The organism is Bacillus sp. XF8, from assembly GCF_017498755.1.
Taxonomy (GTDB): Bacteria; Bacillota; Bacilli; order Bacillales; family Bacillaceae_G; genus Bacillus_A; species Bacillus_A bingmayongensis.
In genome coordinates, this window is the sequence record NZ_JAGDQK010000005.1 from 1 (window position 1) to 15447 (window position 15447).

Annotated in this window: 23 protein-coding genes; 11 read left to right on the forward strand and 12 right to left on the reverse strand. The window is 36.0% G+C overall.

Annotation, left to right across the window (positions count from 1 at the left end; translation table 11 throughout):
• Positions 1 to 97: 97 nt before the first annotated feature.
• From efp to J4P91_RS05280, 4 genes are all read right to left on the reverse strand, one after another.
• Complete coding sequence (efp, locus tag J4P91_RS05265) at positions 98 to 655, reverse strand: elongation factor P (protein WP_017150871.1); 558 nt, start codon at positions 653 to 655, stop codon at positions 98 to 100.
• Positions 656 to 675: 20 nt separating this feature from the next.
• Positions 676 to 1737 (reverse strand): Xaa-Pro dipeptidase, encoded by a 1062-nt coding sequence (gene pepQ, locus J4P91_RS05270; protein ID WP_207993163.1) that lies wholly within the window; start codon positions 1735 to 1737, stop codon positions 676 to 678.
• 4 nt (positions 1738 to 1741) lie between these two features.
• Entirely contained in the window at positions 1742 to 2182 is a 441-nt protein-coding gene (aroQ, locus tag J4P91_RS05275) for a type II 3-dehydroquinate dehydratase (protein WP_207993164.1), read from the reverse strand.
• Positions 2183 to 2255: 73 nt separating this feature from the next.
• Positions 2256 to 2720 carry a YqhR family membrane protein gene (locus J4P91_RS05280; protein WP_207993165.1) on the reverse strand — a complete coding sequence of 155 codons (465 nt, stop codon included), beginning with the start codon at positions 2718 to 2720 and terminating at the stop codon, positions 2256 to 2258.
• A 243-nt stretch (positions 2721 to 2963) separates the two neighbouring features.
• Here J4P91_RS05280 and J4P91_RS05285 point away from each other — a divergent pair, with 243 nt between their 5' ends.
• Together J4P91_RS05285 and J4P91_RS05290 are read left to right on the forward strand one after the other, a co-directional pair.
• Positions 2964 to 3887: a DUF1385 domain-containing protein gene (locus J4P91_RS05285; RefSeq protein WP_207993166.1), complete on the forward strand. Its 924-nt coding sequence runs from the start codon at positions 2964 to 2966 to the stop codon at positions 3885 to 3887.
• 78 nt (positions 3888 to 3965) lie between these two features.
• Positions 3966 to 4367, forward strand: coding sequence for an SA1362 family protein (locus J4P91_RS05290; RefSeq protein ID WP_207993167.1), 402 nt, complete (start codon positions 3966 to 3968; stop codon positions 4365 to 4367).
• 50 nt (positions 4368 to 4417) lie between these two features.
• Here the strand turns inward: J4P91_RS05290 and mntR are convergent, their stop codons facing one another.
• Both mntR and splB read right to left on the reverse strand, forming a co-directional pair.
• Positions 4418 to 4846, reverse strand: a complete 429-nt coding sequence (mntR, locus tag J4P91_RS05295) for a transcriptional regulator MntR (protein WP_016116280.1) — start codon at positions 4844 to 4846, stop codon at positions 4418 to 4420.
• A gap of 145 nt (positions 4847 to 4991) precedes the next feature.
• Entirely contained in the window at positions 4992 to 6017 is a 1026-nt protein-coding gene (splB, locus tag J4P91_RS05300) for a spore photoproduct lyase (protein WP_017150865.1), read from the reverse strand.
• 152 nt (positions 6018 to 6169) lie between these two features.
• Here splB and J4P91_RS05305 point away from each other — a divergent pair, with 152 nt between their 5' ends.
• The 3 genes from J4P91_RS05305 (at position 6170) to J4P91_RS05315 (ending at position 8213) form a co-directional block, all read left to right on the forward strand.
• Positions 6170 to 6487 (forward strand): PadR family transcriptional regulator, encoded by a 318-nt coding sequence (locus tag J4P91_RS05305; protein ID WP_207993168.1) that lies wholly within the window; start codon positions 6170 to 6172, stop codon positions 6485 to 6487.
• Between the two features lie 5 nt (positions 6488 to 6492).
• Complete coding sequence (locus tag J4P91_RS05310; RefSeq protein WP_207993169.1) at positions 6493 to 7164, forward strand: DUF1129 domain-containing protein; 672 nt, start codon at positions 6493 to 6495, stop codon at positions 7162 to 7164.
• Positions 7165 to 7364: 200 nt separating this feature from the next.
• Positions 7365 to 8213 carry a hypothetical protein gene (locus J4P91_RS05315; RefSeq protein ID WP_207993170.1) on the forward strand — a complete coding sequence of 283 codons (849 nt, stop codon included), beginning with the start codon at positions 7365 to 7367 and terminating at the stop codon, positions 8211 to 8213.
• Between the two features lie 28 nt (positions 8214 to 8241).
• On the opposite strand, the gene J4P91_RS05320 is transcribed toward J4P91_RS05315, so the two are convergent.
• Complete coding sequence (locus tag J4P91_RS05320) at positions 8242 to 9078, reverse strand: lipoate--protein ligase family protein (protein WP_017150861.1); 837 nt, start codon at positions 9076 to 9078, stop codon at positions 8242 to 8244.
• Positions 9079 to 9248: 170 nt separating this feature from the next.
• On the opposite strand from J4P91_RS05320, the gene J4P91_RS05325 reads away from it, so the two are divergent.
• Entirely contained in the window at positions 9249 to 9632 is a 384-nt protein-coding gene (locus J4P91_RS05325) for a rhodanese-like domain-containing protein (RefSeq protein WP_017150860.1), read from the forward strand.
• Between the two features lie 29 nt (positions 9633 to 9661).
• Here J4P91_RS05325 and J4P91_RS05330 read toward each other — a convergent pair whose 3' ends face one another.
• Positions 9662 to 10207, reverse strand: coding sequence for a hypothetical protein (locus J4P91_RS05330; RefSeq protein ID WP_034278349.1), 546 nt, complete (start codon positions 10205 to 10207; stop codon positions 9662 to 9664).
• A 327-nt stretch (positions 10208 to 10534) separates the two neighbouring features.
• Between J4P91_RS05330 and J4P91_RS05335 the strand changes: the two genes are divergently transcribed.
• From J4P91_RS05335 to J4P91_RS05355, 5 genes are all read left to right on the forward strand, one after another.
• The gene (locus J4P91_RS05335; RefSeq protein WP_017150858.1) at positions 10535 to 11512 is read left to right on the forward strand and encodes a LacI family DNA-binding transcriptional regulator; all 978 of its coding nucleotides are present in this window, start codon (positions 10535 to 10537) and stop codon (positions 11510 to 11512) included.
• A gap of 106 nt (positions 11513 to 11618) precedes the next feature.
• Entirely contained in the window at positions 11619 to 12194 is a 576-nt protein-coding gene (locus tag J4P91_RS05340) for a TetR/AcrR family transcriptional regulator (protein ID WP_017150857.1), read from the forward strand.
• Between the two features lie 72 nt (positions 12195 to 12266).
• Positions 12267 to 12599, forward strand: a complete 333-nt coding sequence (locus tag J4P91_RS05345; RefSeq protein WP_207993171.1) for a DMT family transporter — start codon at positions 12267 to 12269, stop codon at positions 12597 to 12599.
• Position 12600: 1 nt separating this feature from the next.
• Positions 12601 to 12915: a DMT family transporter gene (locus J4P91_RS05350; protein WP_207993172.1), complete on the forward strand. Its 315-nt coding sequence runs from the start codon at positions 12601 to 12603 to the stop codon at positions 12913 to 12915.
• A gap of 15 nt (positions 12916 to 12930) precedes the next feature.
• Positions 12931 to 13188, forward strand: a complete 258-nt coding sequence (locus J4P91_RS05355) for a DUF3975 family protein (protein WP_207993173.1) — start codon at positions 12931 to 12933, stop codon at positions 13186 to 13188.
• Between the two features lie 16 nt (positions 13189 to 13204).
• On the opposite strand, the gene J4P91_RS05360 is transcribed toward J4P91_RS05355, so the two are convergent.
• From J4P91_RS05360 to J4P91_RS05375, 4 genes are all read right to left on the reverse strand, one after another.
• On the reverse strand, positions 13205 to 13408 hold the full coding sequence (locus tag J4P91_RS05360) for a hypothetical protein (RefSeq protein ID WP_207993174.1): 204 nt from the start codon (positions 13406 to 13408) through the stop codon (positions 13205 to 13207).
• 411 nt (positions 13409 to 13819) lie between these two features.
• A complete protein-coding gene (locus J4P91_RS05365; protein ID WP_207993175.1) occupies positions 13820 to 13999 on the reverse strand; it encodes a hypothetical protein in 180 nt (59 codons plus the stop codon).
• A 16-nt stretch (positions 14000 to 14015) separates the two neighbouring features.
• Positions 14016 to 14612 (reverse strand): ABC-2 transporter permease, encoded by a 597-nt coding sequence (locus J4P91_RS05370; protein ID WP_207993176.1) that lies wholly within the window; start codon positions 14610 to 14612, stop codon positions 14016 to 14018.
• A 188-nt stretch (positions 14613 to 14800) separates the two neighbouring features.
• The gene (locus tag J4P91_RS05375; protein ID WP_207993177.1) at positions 14801 to 15433 is read right to left on the reverse strand and encodes an ABC-2 transporter permease; all 633 of its coding nucleotides are present in this window, start codon (positions 15431 to 15433) and stop codon (positions 14801 to 14803) included.
• Between the last annotated feature and the right edge of the window lie 14 nt (positions 15434 to 15447).

Consider the following 15447-nt stretch of genomic DNA (forward strand, 5'->3'; position numbering starts at 1 on the left):
ACCTCCATTTAATTCGCATTTAGTATGCGAATTAAGGAGGTGTTTTTTTCATGTCCCATTAATGGGGTTCACTTTATGATCACGAGTGCTTTTTAAACTACGCACGAGAAACGTATTTACCTTCACCTGTATTGATGATAAGCATTTCACCTTCGTTAATGAAGATTGGTACTTGTACAACAAGGCCAGTTTCTAATGTAGCTGGTTTTGTTACGTTAGAAGCTGTATCACCTTTAATACCTGGTTCTGTTTCAACAACTTTTAACTCAACAGTATTTGGAAGCTCAACACCAAGTACTTCACCTTGGTATGTCATAATAGCTACTTCCATGTTTTCTTTTAAGAATTTTAGTTCATACTCGATCTGAGCTTCACTAAGTTCGATTTGCTCATAAGTTCCATTATCCATGAATACGTGAGACTCACCGCTCGCGTATAAATATTGCATACGACGGTTTTCGATATGTGCTTTTTCTACTTTTTCACCAGCACGGAATGTTTTTTCTTGAATAGCACCTGTACGAAGGTTACGTAATTTAGAGCGAACGAACGCAGCACCTTTACCTGGCTTTACGTGTTGGAAATCTATAACTTGCCAAAGGCCGTTGTCCACCGCAATTGTTAAACCTGTACGAAAATCGTTTACTGAAATCATGCAAAAAATCCTCCTGTGTATTACAAAATAATAAGTTCTTTTGGAGACTTCGTGATTACTTCATTACCTTCACTTGTTATAATAATATCGTCCTCAATACGTACACCGCCAACACCCGGAATATAAATACCCGGTTCTACTGTCACAGCCATACCAGGCTCAAGTACCGTTTCAGAGCGGAACGCTAAACCAGGTGCCTCATGAATCTCAAGACCCACCCCATGACCAGTAGAATGCCCGAAATATTCACCGTATCCTTTTTCAGTTATGTAGTCACGTGTTAATGCATCAGCCTCACGACCAGTTAAACCAGCTTTAATGCCGTTTACACCACGAATTTGCGCTTCTAAAACGACATTGTAAATTTCTTTTAATTTATCAGATGGTTCGCCAACTGCAATCGTACGTGTAATATCAGAGCAATATCCTTTATAATAAGCACCGAAGTCTAATGTTACGAAATCTCCTTTTTCTATCACTTTTTCAGATGCCACACCATGCGGCAATGCTGAACGAAGTCCTGAAGCAACGATAATATCAAACGAAGAAGATGTTGCTCCTTGTTTTCTCATGAAAAATTCAAGTTCATTTGACACTTCAATTTCAGATACGCCTGGGCGAATGAATGATAGAATATGTTCAAAGGCAGCATCTGCAATCTGTGCAGCTTCCTTTAATATCTTAATCTCTGAATCCGTCTTAATCAAGCGTAACTTTTCTACAAGCCCAGAAGTTGGAACAAATTCCGCTTCAACGGCTTCTTTATGTGCTGTATAAGAGCTATATGTAAGCGTATCTTGCTCAAACCCAAGCTTTTGAATTCCTAATTCCTTCACTTGTTTCGCAACTTCATCAAGAATTGGTCCTGTATGTTGAACAATTTCATAACCTACAGCTTGCTTACTAGCTTGCTCCACATAGCGGAAATCTGTGATAAATAGAGCACGATCATTAGAAATAAGTACAACACCAGCTGTCCCTGTAAAGTTTGTCATATATCTACGACTATATTCATTCGTTAATAAAATACCATCAATACCAGATTCACCAAATGCACTTCTTAACTTCGTGATCTTTTCCATCAGTTTATGCCTCCCTAAGTTTCTCCAATAATGCAAATAACGCTAACTTATAACCATAAAAACCAAATCCAACAATTTGTCCCGCCGCGACTGCTGCCGTCACAGATTCATGACGAAACGATTCACGCTGATGAATGTTGGAAATATGTACTTCAATCACCGGAATCGAAATGCTCGCAATCGCATCTCGAATCGCATAGCTATAATGCGTAAATGCCCCTGGATTTAGAATGATTCCTTCATATATGTCATCAGCCTCATGAATGATGTCGATAAGAGCACCTTCATGATTCGATTGAAAACATTCTAACTCCGCTCCCAATTTCTCTGCTTCTTGCTTCATCTCTGTTTCAAGTGTCGCTAGCGTTCCTTTCCCATATACATTCACCTCTCGAACGCCAAGGCGATTTAGATTAGGACCGTTAACGAGGAGTAATCTCTTCATACTTGTAAACTCCTTAATATAAAAATGTCTATACAACATTTTAACACAGGAGCCACTTGTTTGAATAGTTCGTCTACTCTCTCCCTTCCCCCAGATTCACATTATTCGCTTCAAACGAAACAGAATATGTGATAAATACACCATATAAAATAAAAATACATATCGTTGTGACAATTGTTTCTTTCGGTAAATGAAGTGCATTCTTAATAACAGGCGCAATAGAACCAAGCCCGAAAAATAAAATAGTCCACCAAAAGAGACCATAAAGTATCCCAGGTAGTACCCCTTCGAATCTTTTGAAAAGGGCCTTATAGAGAAATGCCACTAAAACAGAAAGAAGTCCTACACAGACAACGCCTAATACATTTCCCCAAACTCCTTCTTTCCAATTCCCAAGCGCAAATGGTAAAAGCAAATAGTTCGGTCCAACTTCCGTAAATGAAAAAATATGAAGAAAATACCATATACTCCCCCAAAAAAAACCACCAAATAAACCAATCTGTACAAATTTATTTATTCCTGATTGTTCTTGCTTCACATCAACACCTCCGCTTACTAGTATGTCCGAAACTATTTTGAAGCATGTTTAAATCATGCGAAATTTGTCTATAAAAAGAATAAGAAATGTCTGGCTTCCGTAACAATTTTCCTTGTCAGCAGCTTGTGTTTGTCGATAAAATAAAGGAAACTCGGTGATTGTCAAATCTCACAATGACAGAACCAAGTGTGGCAATTGCCTCTTTTCTACATAAGAGAGAAACAAATACAGGTTGGTGTTAACATGGCAGAGGAGACAAAACAAATATACGGTGGGCAAGCGGTCATAGAAGGAGTTATGTTTGGTGGTAGAGAATATACTGTTACAGCGGTTCGTCGTAAAGATAAATCAATCGAATTTTATCGATTACCACGCGTGCGTAATACAGTATTATCTGCGCTAAAGAAAGTTCCATTTCTACGTGGTATCGCCGCTATCGTTGATGCAAGTGCTAATGGAGCAAAGCATTTAAACTTTGCTTCGGAGCGATTTGATGTTCATCCTGAAGACGATGAGCAGTTTGCAAACAAAAAAGAAGAACAATCAAAGCTAACGATGATATTAGGAGTAGCCGCAGTCGGAGTCTTATCGTTCATATTTGGCAAAATTATTTTCACAGCAGTTCCCGCACTTTTAGCGGAATTGACACGACCAATTTTCCCATCTCATACCGGGCAAATTATTGTCGAAAGCATCATTAAGCTCATCCTATTACTGAGCTATATATATATTGTGTCACTAACTCCGCTCATTAAGCGTGTATTTCAATATCACGGCGCGGAACATAAGGTCATCAACGCTTACGAAAACAATCTTCCGCTGACAGTAGCAAATGTACAAAAACAAACTCGTCTCCATTATCGTTGCGGTAGTAGTTTTATTATATTTACAGTCATTATCGGAATGTTTGTCTACTTTCTTGTTCCAACTGATCCTCTTTGGGTCAGAGTGGTAAATCGAATTTTATTAATCCCAGTTGTTCTAGGTATTTCTTTTGAAGTCTTACAATTTACAAATCGATTACGAGATATTCCGATTTTACGTGCCTTAGGGTACCCAGGGTTATGGCTTCAGCTATTAACAACAAAAGAACCAGAAGATGATCAAGTTGAAGTTGCGATTGCATCCTTTGAAGAATTATTACGTTTAGAAGAAAAACAACAATAATTTTTAAAATGGTACTCAACTCCTTCCCTTGTCGCTAATATACTAATTTTAATATATGTTATTTAGGAGGTGTTCCCTATGAACGGTCGTTCGTTTACGTTCGCTTTATTCGTGCTTATTATTGGGTTAGCAATATTTGGTCTCGTATCATCTGCAATTACAGATCCATACGGTATGGTAAAAAACATTGTCATCATGTTACTTGTTGTTGGTGTGTTTTATTTGTTATATAAAATGTTTACAAGCTCCAGCGGTTCAGCCAATTCGCAAAACTCTTATAAGCGTGCTGCGAAACAATCGAACCGAAAATACGGAAAACAAAATGTAGCACCCCTAAGCAATTCTTTATTAAAACGAAATGCTTCCGATGACAAAGTTAAAAAAGGCAATTCATCATTGTTAAAAAAGAAACGAAAACAGTCTCATTTAACCGTGATTGAAGGTAAAAAAAATAAAAAGAAAGACCGCGCTTCCTTTTAGGAAACGCGGTCTTTTTTTACAAACAAAAAAGGAAACGCATCTCGTTCCCTTTACTTTCCCTGCTCTTCATTTGCTTTTTGAACACCGCGAAGTGTTTCAATTCGAAGTTCATCTTGTTCAAAATATTGTACTAAATCACCAATGCGGTCAATAGCTTCCCAACTTAAATGATGTTCAATTCCTTCTACATCATTATAAATCTTACTTTCATCCACACCAATGATACGCATAAATTGTTCTAGTAACTCATGACGATATACAAGACGCTCCCCGATTTTTTTCCCTTTTGATGTTAATACAAGCCCTCTATATTTTTCATAAATTAGATACTCATCTTTATCTAACTTTTGTACCATTTTCGTTACAGAGGATGGATGTACACTAAGCGCTTCAGCAATATCAGATACGCGGGCATATCCCTTTTCATCAATTAACAAATAAATTTGTTCAATATAATCTTCCATACTAGGGGTAGGCATCGGTTTCCTCCATCCAATTTCATTTTGTGTTTTCCGCACTAAGCAATCAATAAAATGATACACCAGAAAGGATATCATGACAAGGGTGGAAACAAGCCAAAAGACATGAAACATAAAAAGAATCTGCATGTATATACAGATTCTTCTATGTAAAATATTGAATTTCAGCATTCGGAAAATATTCGTGAATATACCCTCGCATTGTTTCCTCTAACCTTACTGCATCATCTTTCTGATATACATATTTTCCAATGCCATATCGTCCCCATTTATATTTTCGTTTCTCTTCATCCATTTCGAGTTTCGTATTCGGATAACGTTGTTTTATTACTTTCTTCGCTGGCTTGGTAAAGCGATGTTGAATCAATTCGAATGATAAATTTGGCAGTGTTAAATCTTTTAACGCATCAGAAAGGCGTTCAAATAATTCACGATACCCCTCTTCCCAACTTTCATGCATATAAATCGGGGCAACAATAAAACCAAGTGGATAATTCGCTCCCGCTACTTTACGTGCAGCTGCAATTCGATCCTCAAATGATGAGGTACCCGGTTCAAAGTTTTTTATGACATAACGAGAATTAACACTGAAGCGAAAACGCGTTTTCCCATTATGTTTTGCATCTAATAAATGGTCAACATGGGAGTATTTAGTCACAAAACGCAGACGACCATATTCATTCTTTCCAATAAATTCAATCGTTTTCTTTAAGGCATGCGTTAAATGATCGATTCCGACGATATCCGACGTACACGCTGCTTCAAACCGTGTAATATCTGGCGCTCGTTCATCCATATATTGTTTCGCTCTCTCAAAGATTTCATCCAAATTCACATATACACGAACATATGGCTTACTACCAAGTGTTGTTTGCAGATAGCAATAATGACAATGTCCCATACAACCTGTCGCAAGCGGAATTGCGTATTCAGCTGATGGCTTAGATGTGTCAAACTTCAGTGTCCTTCTTACTCCAACAACAAGCGTCGCTTTAGCATTCCGGTATTTCTGCAAATCATTCTCTCCAGGTAAATCGCGAATTTGATTATGTGATGTTGTTTCTCGAATTTCTAGACCCATCTCTGTAAATTTCTTATACAACTCTTTTCCAAGTGGATATTGGAGTGCCTGTGGTTCAAAATAAACAAGCTTTGGCATAAATGGCTTCATACGATTACCTCCTTCATTTTAGTATGCGCAAACGCACACTAACAACGCTGTTTAAAGTTTTCCACCTCAGTAACTTGCGTAGCAAGTTACTGAATGTTATAATTCAAACAACAACTACCTTGCACAACAAGTTACTAGAAAGTGGTGAATGAATGCATAGTCAAATGCTAAAGGGTGTACTCGAAGGATGCATCTTATACATCATTTCCCAAGAAGAAGTGTATGGATATGAGCTAAGTACGAAATTAAGTAAACATGGCTTTACATTTGTAAGTGAAGGCAGCATATATCCCCTTTTGCTACGAATGCAAAAAGAAAAACTGATTGCTGGTACATTAAAAGCTTCAAGCCTTGGACCAAAGCGAAAATATTATCACGTAACGGATAAAGGGTTTGAACAGCTAGAAGAATTCAAAGAAAGCTGGGGGATGGTTTCAACGACAGTAAATAATTTATTACAGGGAGAGTGATGAGGATGAAAGCACAAGATATGGTAGAGCTCAATAATAAAAAACGCAAACTTTTAACACCTGAAAACGAAGCTGCTTATGGAGATATGCTAGTATACCTCCGTTTAACTAACGTACCCGAATCTCAATTGGAAGAACTGTTGCTAGAAATATTAGATCATCTTATCGAGGCACAAGCGGAAGAGAAAAATGCTTATGATATTTTTGGAGACAACTTACAATCTTATTGTGATGAGCTCATACTAGCTTTTCCAAAACAAACAAAATTAGAAAAAACGTCCATGATTGGTTTTGCAGTTAGTTTGTTACTTGCTATACAATTCGGGATGGATACCATTGTTTCATTTTTTATTTTACTTTTTGAAAGAACCACTCCATTGACAGGTCCACCGTTTAGTGTTCCTGGAACTACTTTTTTCATTTTAAGTATTATACTAGGCATATTTCTCATTTTATATTTGCTAAAGCGCTATTCCTTTAATCAAACAATGAATTGGAAAAGAAGAATTCTATTTGGGCTCGCATTTTCTATTCCATTTTGCTCAGCAGTATTTATAAATATTTACTTTAAAAAACAACCTTATCTTTCTTATCATTTAACAATTTGGCAAAATGCCCTAATCGCTATTTTCTTTTATATTTTATATAAACTGCTATATAAAAAAGCAAACTTTTAACAGCCTTTCAAAAGGCTGTTTTTCTTCTGTCTAATTTTACAAATTGAAAAATTTCATAAAGAAAATAAGAAAAATGCAAAATAATTAAAGTTAATTGTTGACGTAATGCTTTTATTATCGGTATCATATTTCTTCGTGAGCAATTATTTTTCGTTATACGATTTTTTTATTATTACTGAATTTTTGAGAGGGGAAATTTGATGTCACTTAAGAAGAAAACGCAAGTACGCACCGGCAAAATGGTACGTGAACTAATGTTAGCAGACGAAGATGTAAATGCTTCGCTAATTATGGTATATAGTGAGAACGGTGTAAATGCAGAAATTAAAATCGAGGGCTTAACGCCGAAATGTAACGAAGAATTATTTTTGAGCGGAAACGTAGATTGGAACAAAAGTGTGATTTATAAAATTGTCGATTTCACTGGCAATGCCGAAGTTGGTAAAGTTACATTAACAGCAATGAACAAAAACAATGTTTCATTGCAAATCGAACGCGTTATGTGGAGTAAAGAAAATAAAGAAGCTGCTGAACAGGAAGTAACACCTGTAGAAACTGCTCCAAAAAAAGAAGTAGTGGTAGAAAAGGCACCTAAAGTAGTCACAGCGGCTCCAAAACCCGTTACACGTGTTGAAGAACCTGTTGTTGTAACCCCTAAGCCTACTCCGGCACCAGCACCAAAGCCGGTGCGTTCAGAGACAGTTGTAGCAGCACCTACTCCAACACCTGTAAAAAAAGAAGTACCCACTCCAGTTGCAAAGCAAGAAACGGTTACGGCTATGCCTACCAAACCAAAACAAGCGGCTCCAGCTGAAGCAAATTCTAAACTACAAGAAAATTATGTGAAGCTTGTGAAAAAGACAATTGAAGTATGTCAGGATTACGAGCTTGGCATCGATATAGATGATTCTATTGAAAATTTAAAAGAAGAATTACAAAGCCAAGGTATTAGCGTTACTTTTGATAAAGAAATTATGGATGTTGTAAATCGCCTTCGTTCCTTACAAGAAAAAGGAATTAAAGTAGAAAAAGTACTAAATTTACTATAAAAATAAGGAGATGGCAAATGCCATCTCCTTATTTTTTATAATTCCATTCAGTACTTTCATACTTTTCTTTCGCTAATGTTTGCACTTCCTGAAGCTGTTCTTCTGTTAGTTTATACGGAACTAACTCCACATCTAAACCTTTTTCAAATCCAACTTGGAACGCTTCAATCAACTGTTCAATTGTAAATGTACGGTCTGTTAATTCATTAATTGCGACCGCTTTAGAAGAAAACATACTCTTCATACGTTCTTTCACACGTTCATTTGGAAATAAGAATAAATCATACAGTTCATCTAAGTCGATTTCTAATGGAATGGATCCATGCTGCAGAATAACACCTTTTTGACGCGTTTGAGCGCTCCCAGCAATTTTTCTACCTTCTACAACAATTTCATACCAAGATGGTGCATCAAAGCATACACCTGAACGTGGATTTTTTAAGTTCTCACGATCCGCTTCTGTTTTTGGAACCGCATAGTACGCTTCTAATCCTAGTGCCTTAAAACCTTCCAATAACCCTTGCGAAATTACGCGATACGCTTCTGTAACTGTTTTAGGCATATTCGGATGATCTTCAGAGACAATAACACTGTACGTTAATTCCTTATCGTGCAATACGCCTCTACCACCTGTTTGACGGCGAACAAATCCATATTTCTTCTCATTTACTACATCCATATTGATATCTTTTTCTACACGCTGAAAATACCCCACTGTTAATGTTGGCACTTCCCATTCATAAAAACGAATTGTTGGTGGCATTTTCTTTTCGCTTTGCCAATTTAACAAACATTCATCTAACGCCATATTAAATGCCGGTGAACATTGACCAGAGTTAATATAACACCATTTTTCTTTTCCCATCCTGCACCTCATATAACCAATTATTTTTCACAATCTCTAGTCTAACAAATTCGACAAAATTTGTGAAAGAATACGAAATTTCTTCTTCTCACCGAACGAACCTGTTGCATAAATACATATGGGCATTATAATATTGAAAGTAGGATAAGAAAAAAGGGAGCGATAGAATCGTGTCAACAAATTTAATTATTATACTAGCCGTAGTTCTAGCATTCATCGGCTACTCTGTATGGATGTTTTTCTATCAGAAAAGATTAATTAAAACACTTTCAGAAGAAGAATTTCGCGCTGGCTACCGTAAAGCACAGCTTATCGATATTCGTGAAGCAGATGAATTTAACGCTGGTCATATTTTAGGTGCTCGTAACATTCCATTATCACAAATCCGTATGCGTTACAAAGAGCTACGTAAAGACCAACCTGTCTATTTATACTGCCAAAGTGGATTCCGTACAGGACGTGCAGCTCAATATCTAAAAAAACAAGGTTACAAAGATTTCTACCAACTACAAGGTGGATTTAAATCTTGGACAGGCAAAATTAAAAAGAAATAATATTTTAAAGAACTAGCGTGACTCATCAGCTAGTTCTTTTCTTCCATGTTGTTCGCAATATACAATAAGTTTTGTTTTACTACTTCTTCATTTCTTGATTCTACATTACGGTACAGCAATTGATACTCTAATCCTTTCTCTTTCCATATGAGCGTCGCAAATTCTTCCCCCTGTTCAAACTCATCCCTATTTTTAAAATAGGCAGCTGAACCATTATCCAATTTCATTTTTTCATGAAATCGATTTTGTTCCACAATATAAGGAAAACTATAGGAAAAATTAGCAACTGTTAATTCTACATAATCTTTTCTTCCTTTTTCTTGTTGTTTATATTTTATCGTCAAGACAGCGTTCTTCTTCCCAATTGTTCTTACTTCTCCCTTTACATCACCTATAACATCGTACGGTAAATACGTCGGAGCTTTAAATGATTCCGGAAAATATTTTTTTGCATTCTTTAACGAAACAGGACCAGATACACGATCCACAGCTCCATCCGCATTTCCCACAAATTGTTTTTCTTCTTTCGTCGTTTGTTGGAATGAACATGAGCTAAGCAAAATACTAGAAAACACGAAACAAATGATTCTTTTTTTCAATTTGTTTCCGCCTTTCATACCGCTCTCTCTACGAACAAAGCGTTAATATGTTGTTCATATTCGCTTCACTTGTCCACTCTCCCTTTGAAAACTTTCCTCGTTTATCTCACATATTTTGACATGTAGTATCTTTTCAGACAAAAAAAGACTTTTCACTACTCTTACGCCCTAAAGTAAGGTTACGCGAATAGTGAAAAGCTTTGTTTATAAAATAGATTATGAAAAGCTTTTCAGGTCAAGCATTTTTAAGTAATTTTCCATTCCTGCCCATTTCCCTTTATAATTAAGTGAGAGGTGAAACATATGGCAAATATAAAACAAATTGCGAAAACTGCGGGAGTATCGATAACGACAGTTTCACGCGTATTAAACGATCATCCATATGTGAGCGATGAAAAGCGAAAACGTGTTTTAGACGCTATTGAAGAATTAAATTATGCAAAAAATATAAATGCAGTACATTTAATAAAGGGTAAGACTTTCACAATCGGTGTCATGCTTCCTTTTATCAATTTACCCTACTTCAGTACAATTATTGAAGGGATTGGAAATGAAGCGTTAACTGCGGGCTACCACATTAATCTTTGCCAAACAAACTACGATAGCAAGGAAGAACTTCGAGTTCTAGAAATGATGAAAATGAAACAGTTTGACGGCATGATCATCTGCTCCAGAACAAGCTCTTGGGAACAAATTGAACCATTTGCAAAATTTGCTCCTATTATTTCTTGTGAAAAAATGACGCATCCGCTTATCTCATCCGTGTATGTTGATCATTATGAAGGATTTCGCATTGGTACAGAATATTTACTAAGTAAAGGTCATGAGCGAATTGGCGTTTGTTTAGCAAGACAAAAAAGTGTAAATACAAAGCAGCGTGAAAAGGCTTTTTCTGATGTTTTCCATACTGTCAAAAAAAGACTTCAACCAGATTGGATGTTTTACCAATGCTACACGATGCAAGATGGTGCAAAAGTTTTACACAGCATGTTAAACATGAAAGAGCGTCCAACTGCTATTTTTGCTGCTAATGACCAAGTGGCCGCTGGTTTATTAACAGAAGCAAGGAAAAACGGAATACGTGTTCCAGAAGATTTAGCAATCCTCGGTTTTGATAACCATGAGATTTCGGAAGCATTAGAAATTACAACAATTGAGCACCCCGGACTAACAATGGGGACTCTTGCCTTTTCTTTATTTCATAAACAAATACTTAGTGAACAAATCATAGGGAACTCCGAAGAACTTCCTTTCCGTTTAATTGAACGAAAAACTGTGTAAAGAGTGCCTGCTGCATTTGGCACTCTTTTTCATCATCTGACTTATTGACTTTATTTTGATTATCTATTAAAATTAACCTAACGAACGGTAGGTAGGGGGGTAAAAAATGACCGCAAACCGCATTAAAGCTGTAGCCCTTTCTCATTTCGCACGCTACGGTTATGAAGGGACTTCATTAGCAAATATTGCACAAGAAGTCGGGATTAAAAAACCATCGATTTACGCACACTTTAAGGGAAAAGAAGAACTATATTTCATCTGCTTAGAAGCAGCCCTGCAAAAAGATTTACAAAGCTTTACAAACGATATAAAAGACTTTTCAAAATCGTCTACTGAAGCATTGCTCGTAAATCTGTTAAAAAGTTATGCAAAACGATTTGGTGAAAGTGAGGAGTCAATGTTTTGGTTACGTACTTCTTATTTTCCGCCTGATGCATTTCGCGAACAAATTATTGAAAAAGCGAATGTTCACATTGAAAATATTAGAGAGCTGTTATTTCCTGTATTCAAACAGGCAAATGAACAAGATGAACTGCATAACATTGAAATAAAAGACGCTCTAGAGGCTTATTTATGCTTACTTGATGGTCTGATGGTTGAATTATTATACGCAGGTTTAAATCGCTTTGAGACCCGCTTAAACGCCTCTTGGAAAGTATTTTGGCGCGGCCTTTCAAAATGACGGATTGCTTCCTTTGCAATGCGTCGTTTTTCGGCCCTTTACCTAACGACTGGTAGGAAGGAGAAATGATATATGGCATGGATTTATGTAATTTTAGCTGGCATTATTGAAATTTTTTGGGTAATTGGACTAAAACACGCGGAGGCACCACTCGAGTGGATTGGTGTTGCTCTTATAATCGTAATTAGTTTCGTCCTATTATTTAAAGCTTATAAAGATCTACCTGTTGGAACTGTATATGCGGTCTTTACAGGAATCGGAGCTGGTGGAATCGTTCTTACAGAAATCTTCATTTTCGGAGAACCTTTTTCCATTACAAAAATCTTATTTATCGGTTTAATCTTCTTTGGCGTTATTGGATTAAAACGAGTAACAGGTGAACAAGAAGAGAAGGAGGCTGCATAAAATGGCATGGGTATTTTTAATTATTGCTGGTATTTGTGAAATTGTTGGTGTACTGTTTATGAAAGTAGCCACTGAAAAGAAAGGGTGGACACCAAAGCTTATTTTAATCGCCAACTTTGGCGTCAGCTTCTTCTTCTTATCACTTGCAATGGACTCATTACTGATGGGAACAGCCTACGCGATTTGGACTGGAATCGGAACTGCCGGAAGTGCGCTTCTAGGTATTCTTATATTCCGCGAATCAGCTGATTGGCGTCGCCTCGCTTTCTTAAGCTGCATTTTATGTGGTGCAGTTGGCTTAAAATTAATGAGCTAACGTGAGGTGAATGTCATGTGGAAAGAAAAAGGAAAACAAATTGTGACAGGAATTATGATTGGGATTGTTATTCTATTGCAAATGAGCTTTCATATTATGGAGTGGCTATTTCATAAAGTGATTTCTATTCTTACATTCCTTCCAAACATGGCACTTGAAGTTGTATCCATCGTTTGGTCACTTATTGCATCCGTTACAATTATTATGATTTGGAGTATCGCCAAACTTTGTAGTAAATTATTCAAAACAGACAGTTCTTCAGAAAAGAAGTAACTGTCTGTTTTCATATCTAATGAGTTGTATTATTTTCCCTAAAGAAATTCGAAGTAATGAGGCTTACGATTCCAAGAATCAAAACACTTCCTCCTACGCTCTTATCCATATTCTCAAACACTCCAATATCTGAAATGACATTCAACATGACAAGTCCCCAAAACAATAAAATTAATCCAAGTCCCATGAGTATCCTTCCAGTTAACGTTTTCTTTCTCATTATGCATCCACCTCTACATTTTTTAAAACCGAACGATATCCTCGCTTCTTTTGGACATACTACATAAAGTGAAACTTTAATCAGTGGGGGTTTACTTCATCCCCCACTGATTATTAGTTGAACCAATCGGGCTTTTACAGGCAGTTTATCTCCCACCTAACTTCTTTGCTTCCGCCGAATTTTGAGGTGGAAGTATTACTGCCTGTTAATGCGGGATAAAAAGGAGCTGACGATATGCAACATTCCATACATAAACATATCCTATTATTGTTTTTCTTATTTCTTTTCTTTGTTATAGTTTTCAGTCTAATATTACACGCTCCAAAAGATATGCCAAGCACCGTTTCTGTTTATAAGTTACTTCTGTGTTATTTCTCCTATTGAAGAAGGTGTCTTGTGATGAGACACCTTTTATAATGTGTGTTTTTCTTTTTTCCTAATTATATTTCCGGATGTTACGAAAACTGTTCCAAACAATAGACATGTAAGTACTGAAATGTTTGCAGGGATGAGATGTAATGCTGTTCCGATTCCGGCACCGATGATAAGGAGCAACCCGACTGTTATAAAAAGATTACCAATGATTTTCATCATTATCCCTCCATCTCTATATGTCTCTTTGTTCATATAATTTCGTACAAACAACAATGGAGATGAATAATATACATACTGCACAAATTGATAACAATACGCTAGACTGAAATATCATTTCTTCAATGTTCACTTTAAAGAAAAATTCTCCAATTAATACTGGTACTAGTAATATAATAAATGTAATAAATCTACCTTTTCGATACCCTAATACGAAGTGAATTGGAATTGCAATACTTAAATAAATTATGACAATATCTATACTACTAATCACCATAGATTTTATAAAATCGACTCCCTTCAACCCAAGTTCTATACCAACCATCGAACTTGAAACTACAAGGCTCATTATAAGGATTAAAAATATAAACACATACTTTGATAACACAATTTGTTTTCGGCTCACTGGCAAGCTATTTAATATTTTCTCACTGCTATTTTTCTCATCGTTGTAAAATGTTGTCATCACAGCCAAAATTGGAATAATAATAATGATAGCTGTAAATACACTTCGACTATCTTTACTGATTGCATATAGTAAAAGAGGATACAGTAAATACCAAATTAAAAACTTCCATTGTACAACAAAGTCTTTTAGTATGAGTTGTCTCATAGCAATCTCCCCTTCCTATTTTACAAGTCACGTTCTTTATACAAAGTAGCGAAGACTTGATTTTCTTTGCAGTATAATATCTTTTAAAGCCAATTGTTGCATCATTTTTCACATCTCCCATTGTTACTTCACGCTATCTACATATCAGATGTTTTACGTTAAAGATGTATCTTGCTAAATCTTGTACATTAAAGTTCTTTATCTTTAAATATCGCGATAGAAAAAACCAGTGAGATAAGATAAGCTACACATGCCCCTATACTTAAAACAGTTGCGATTAATACCACATTTGAAGAGCGGAAAAACATTAACATAAGCCTTTCCTCAGCAAATACATTGCACATAAACCCTAGCAAACCTACTAAAGGAAAAAGTATAACCAGACTAAAAATAGTAACAGTTTGCTTGTTTCCTCCATATTTTATAGGCAGAACCATTATTGCATAAAGAATAGAGACAAAAATAGCTATAAAAATTGCATACCATGGAATATTTATATTTTTATCTATCAGGAATTTAGGTAATAAAAAAAAGATAAACGTGATAATTAAACCACACCCAACAAAGAGTACTGTTGAGAGATATTTAGCAATAACAATATCCTTCCTAACAAAAGGTAAACTAACTAATATCTTCTCAGTTCTATTTTTATCTTCAATTGACAAAGAAATGGATATCATTAAAAGACAAGTAGTAAAACAGACAACTGCTAACTGATATGGTTCAATATATCGTTGTAGCATTCCATAAACAGGCAATATTAGATAAACAAGAAAAATTTTCCTTTGCAAGAAAAAATCCTTTAAAATTAACTGTTGCATACATATCCCCCTTT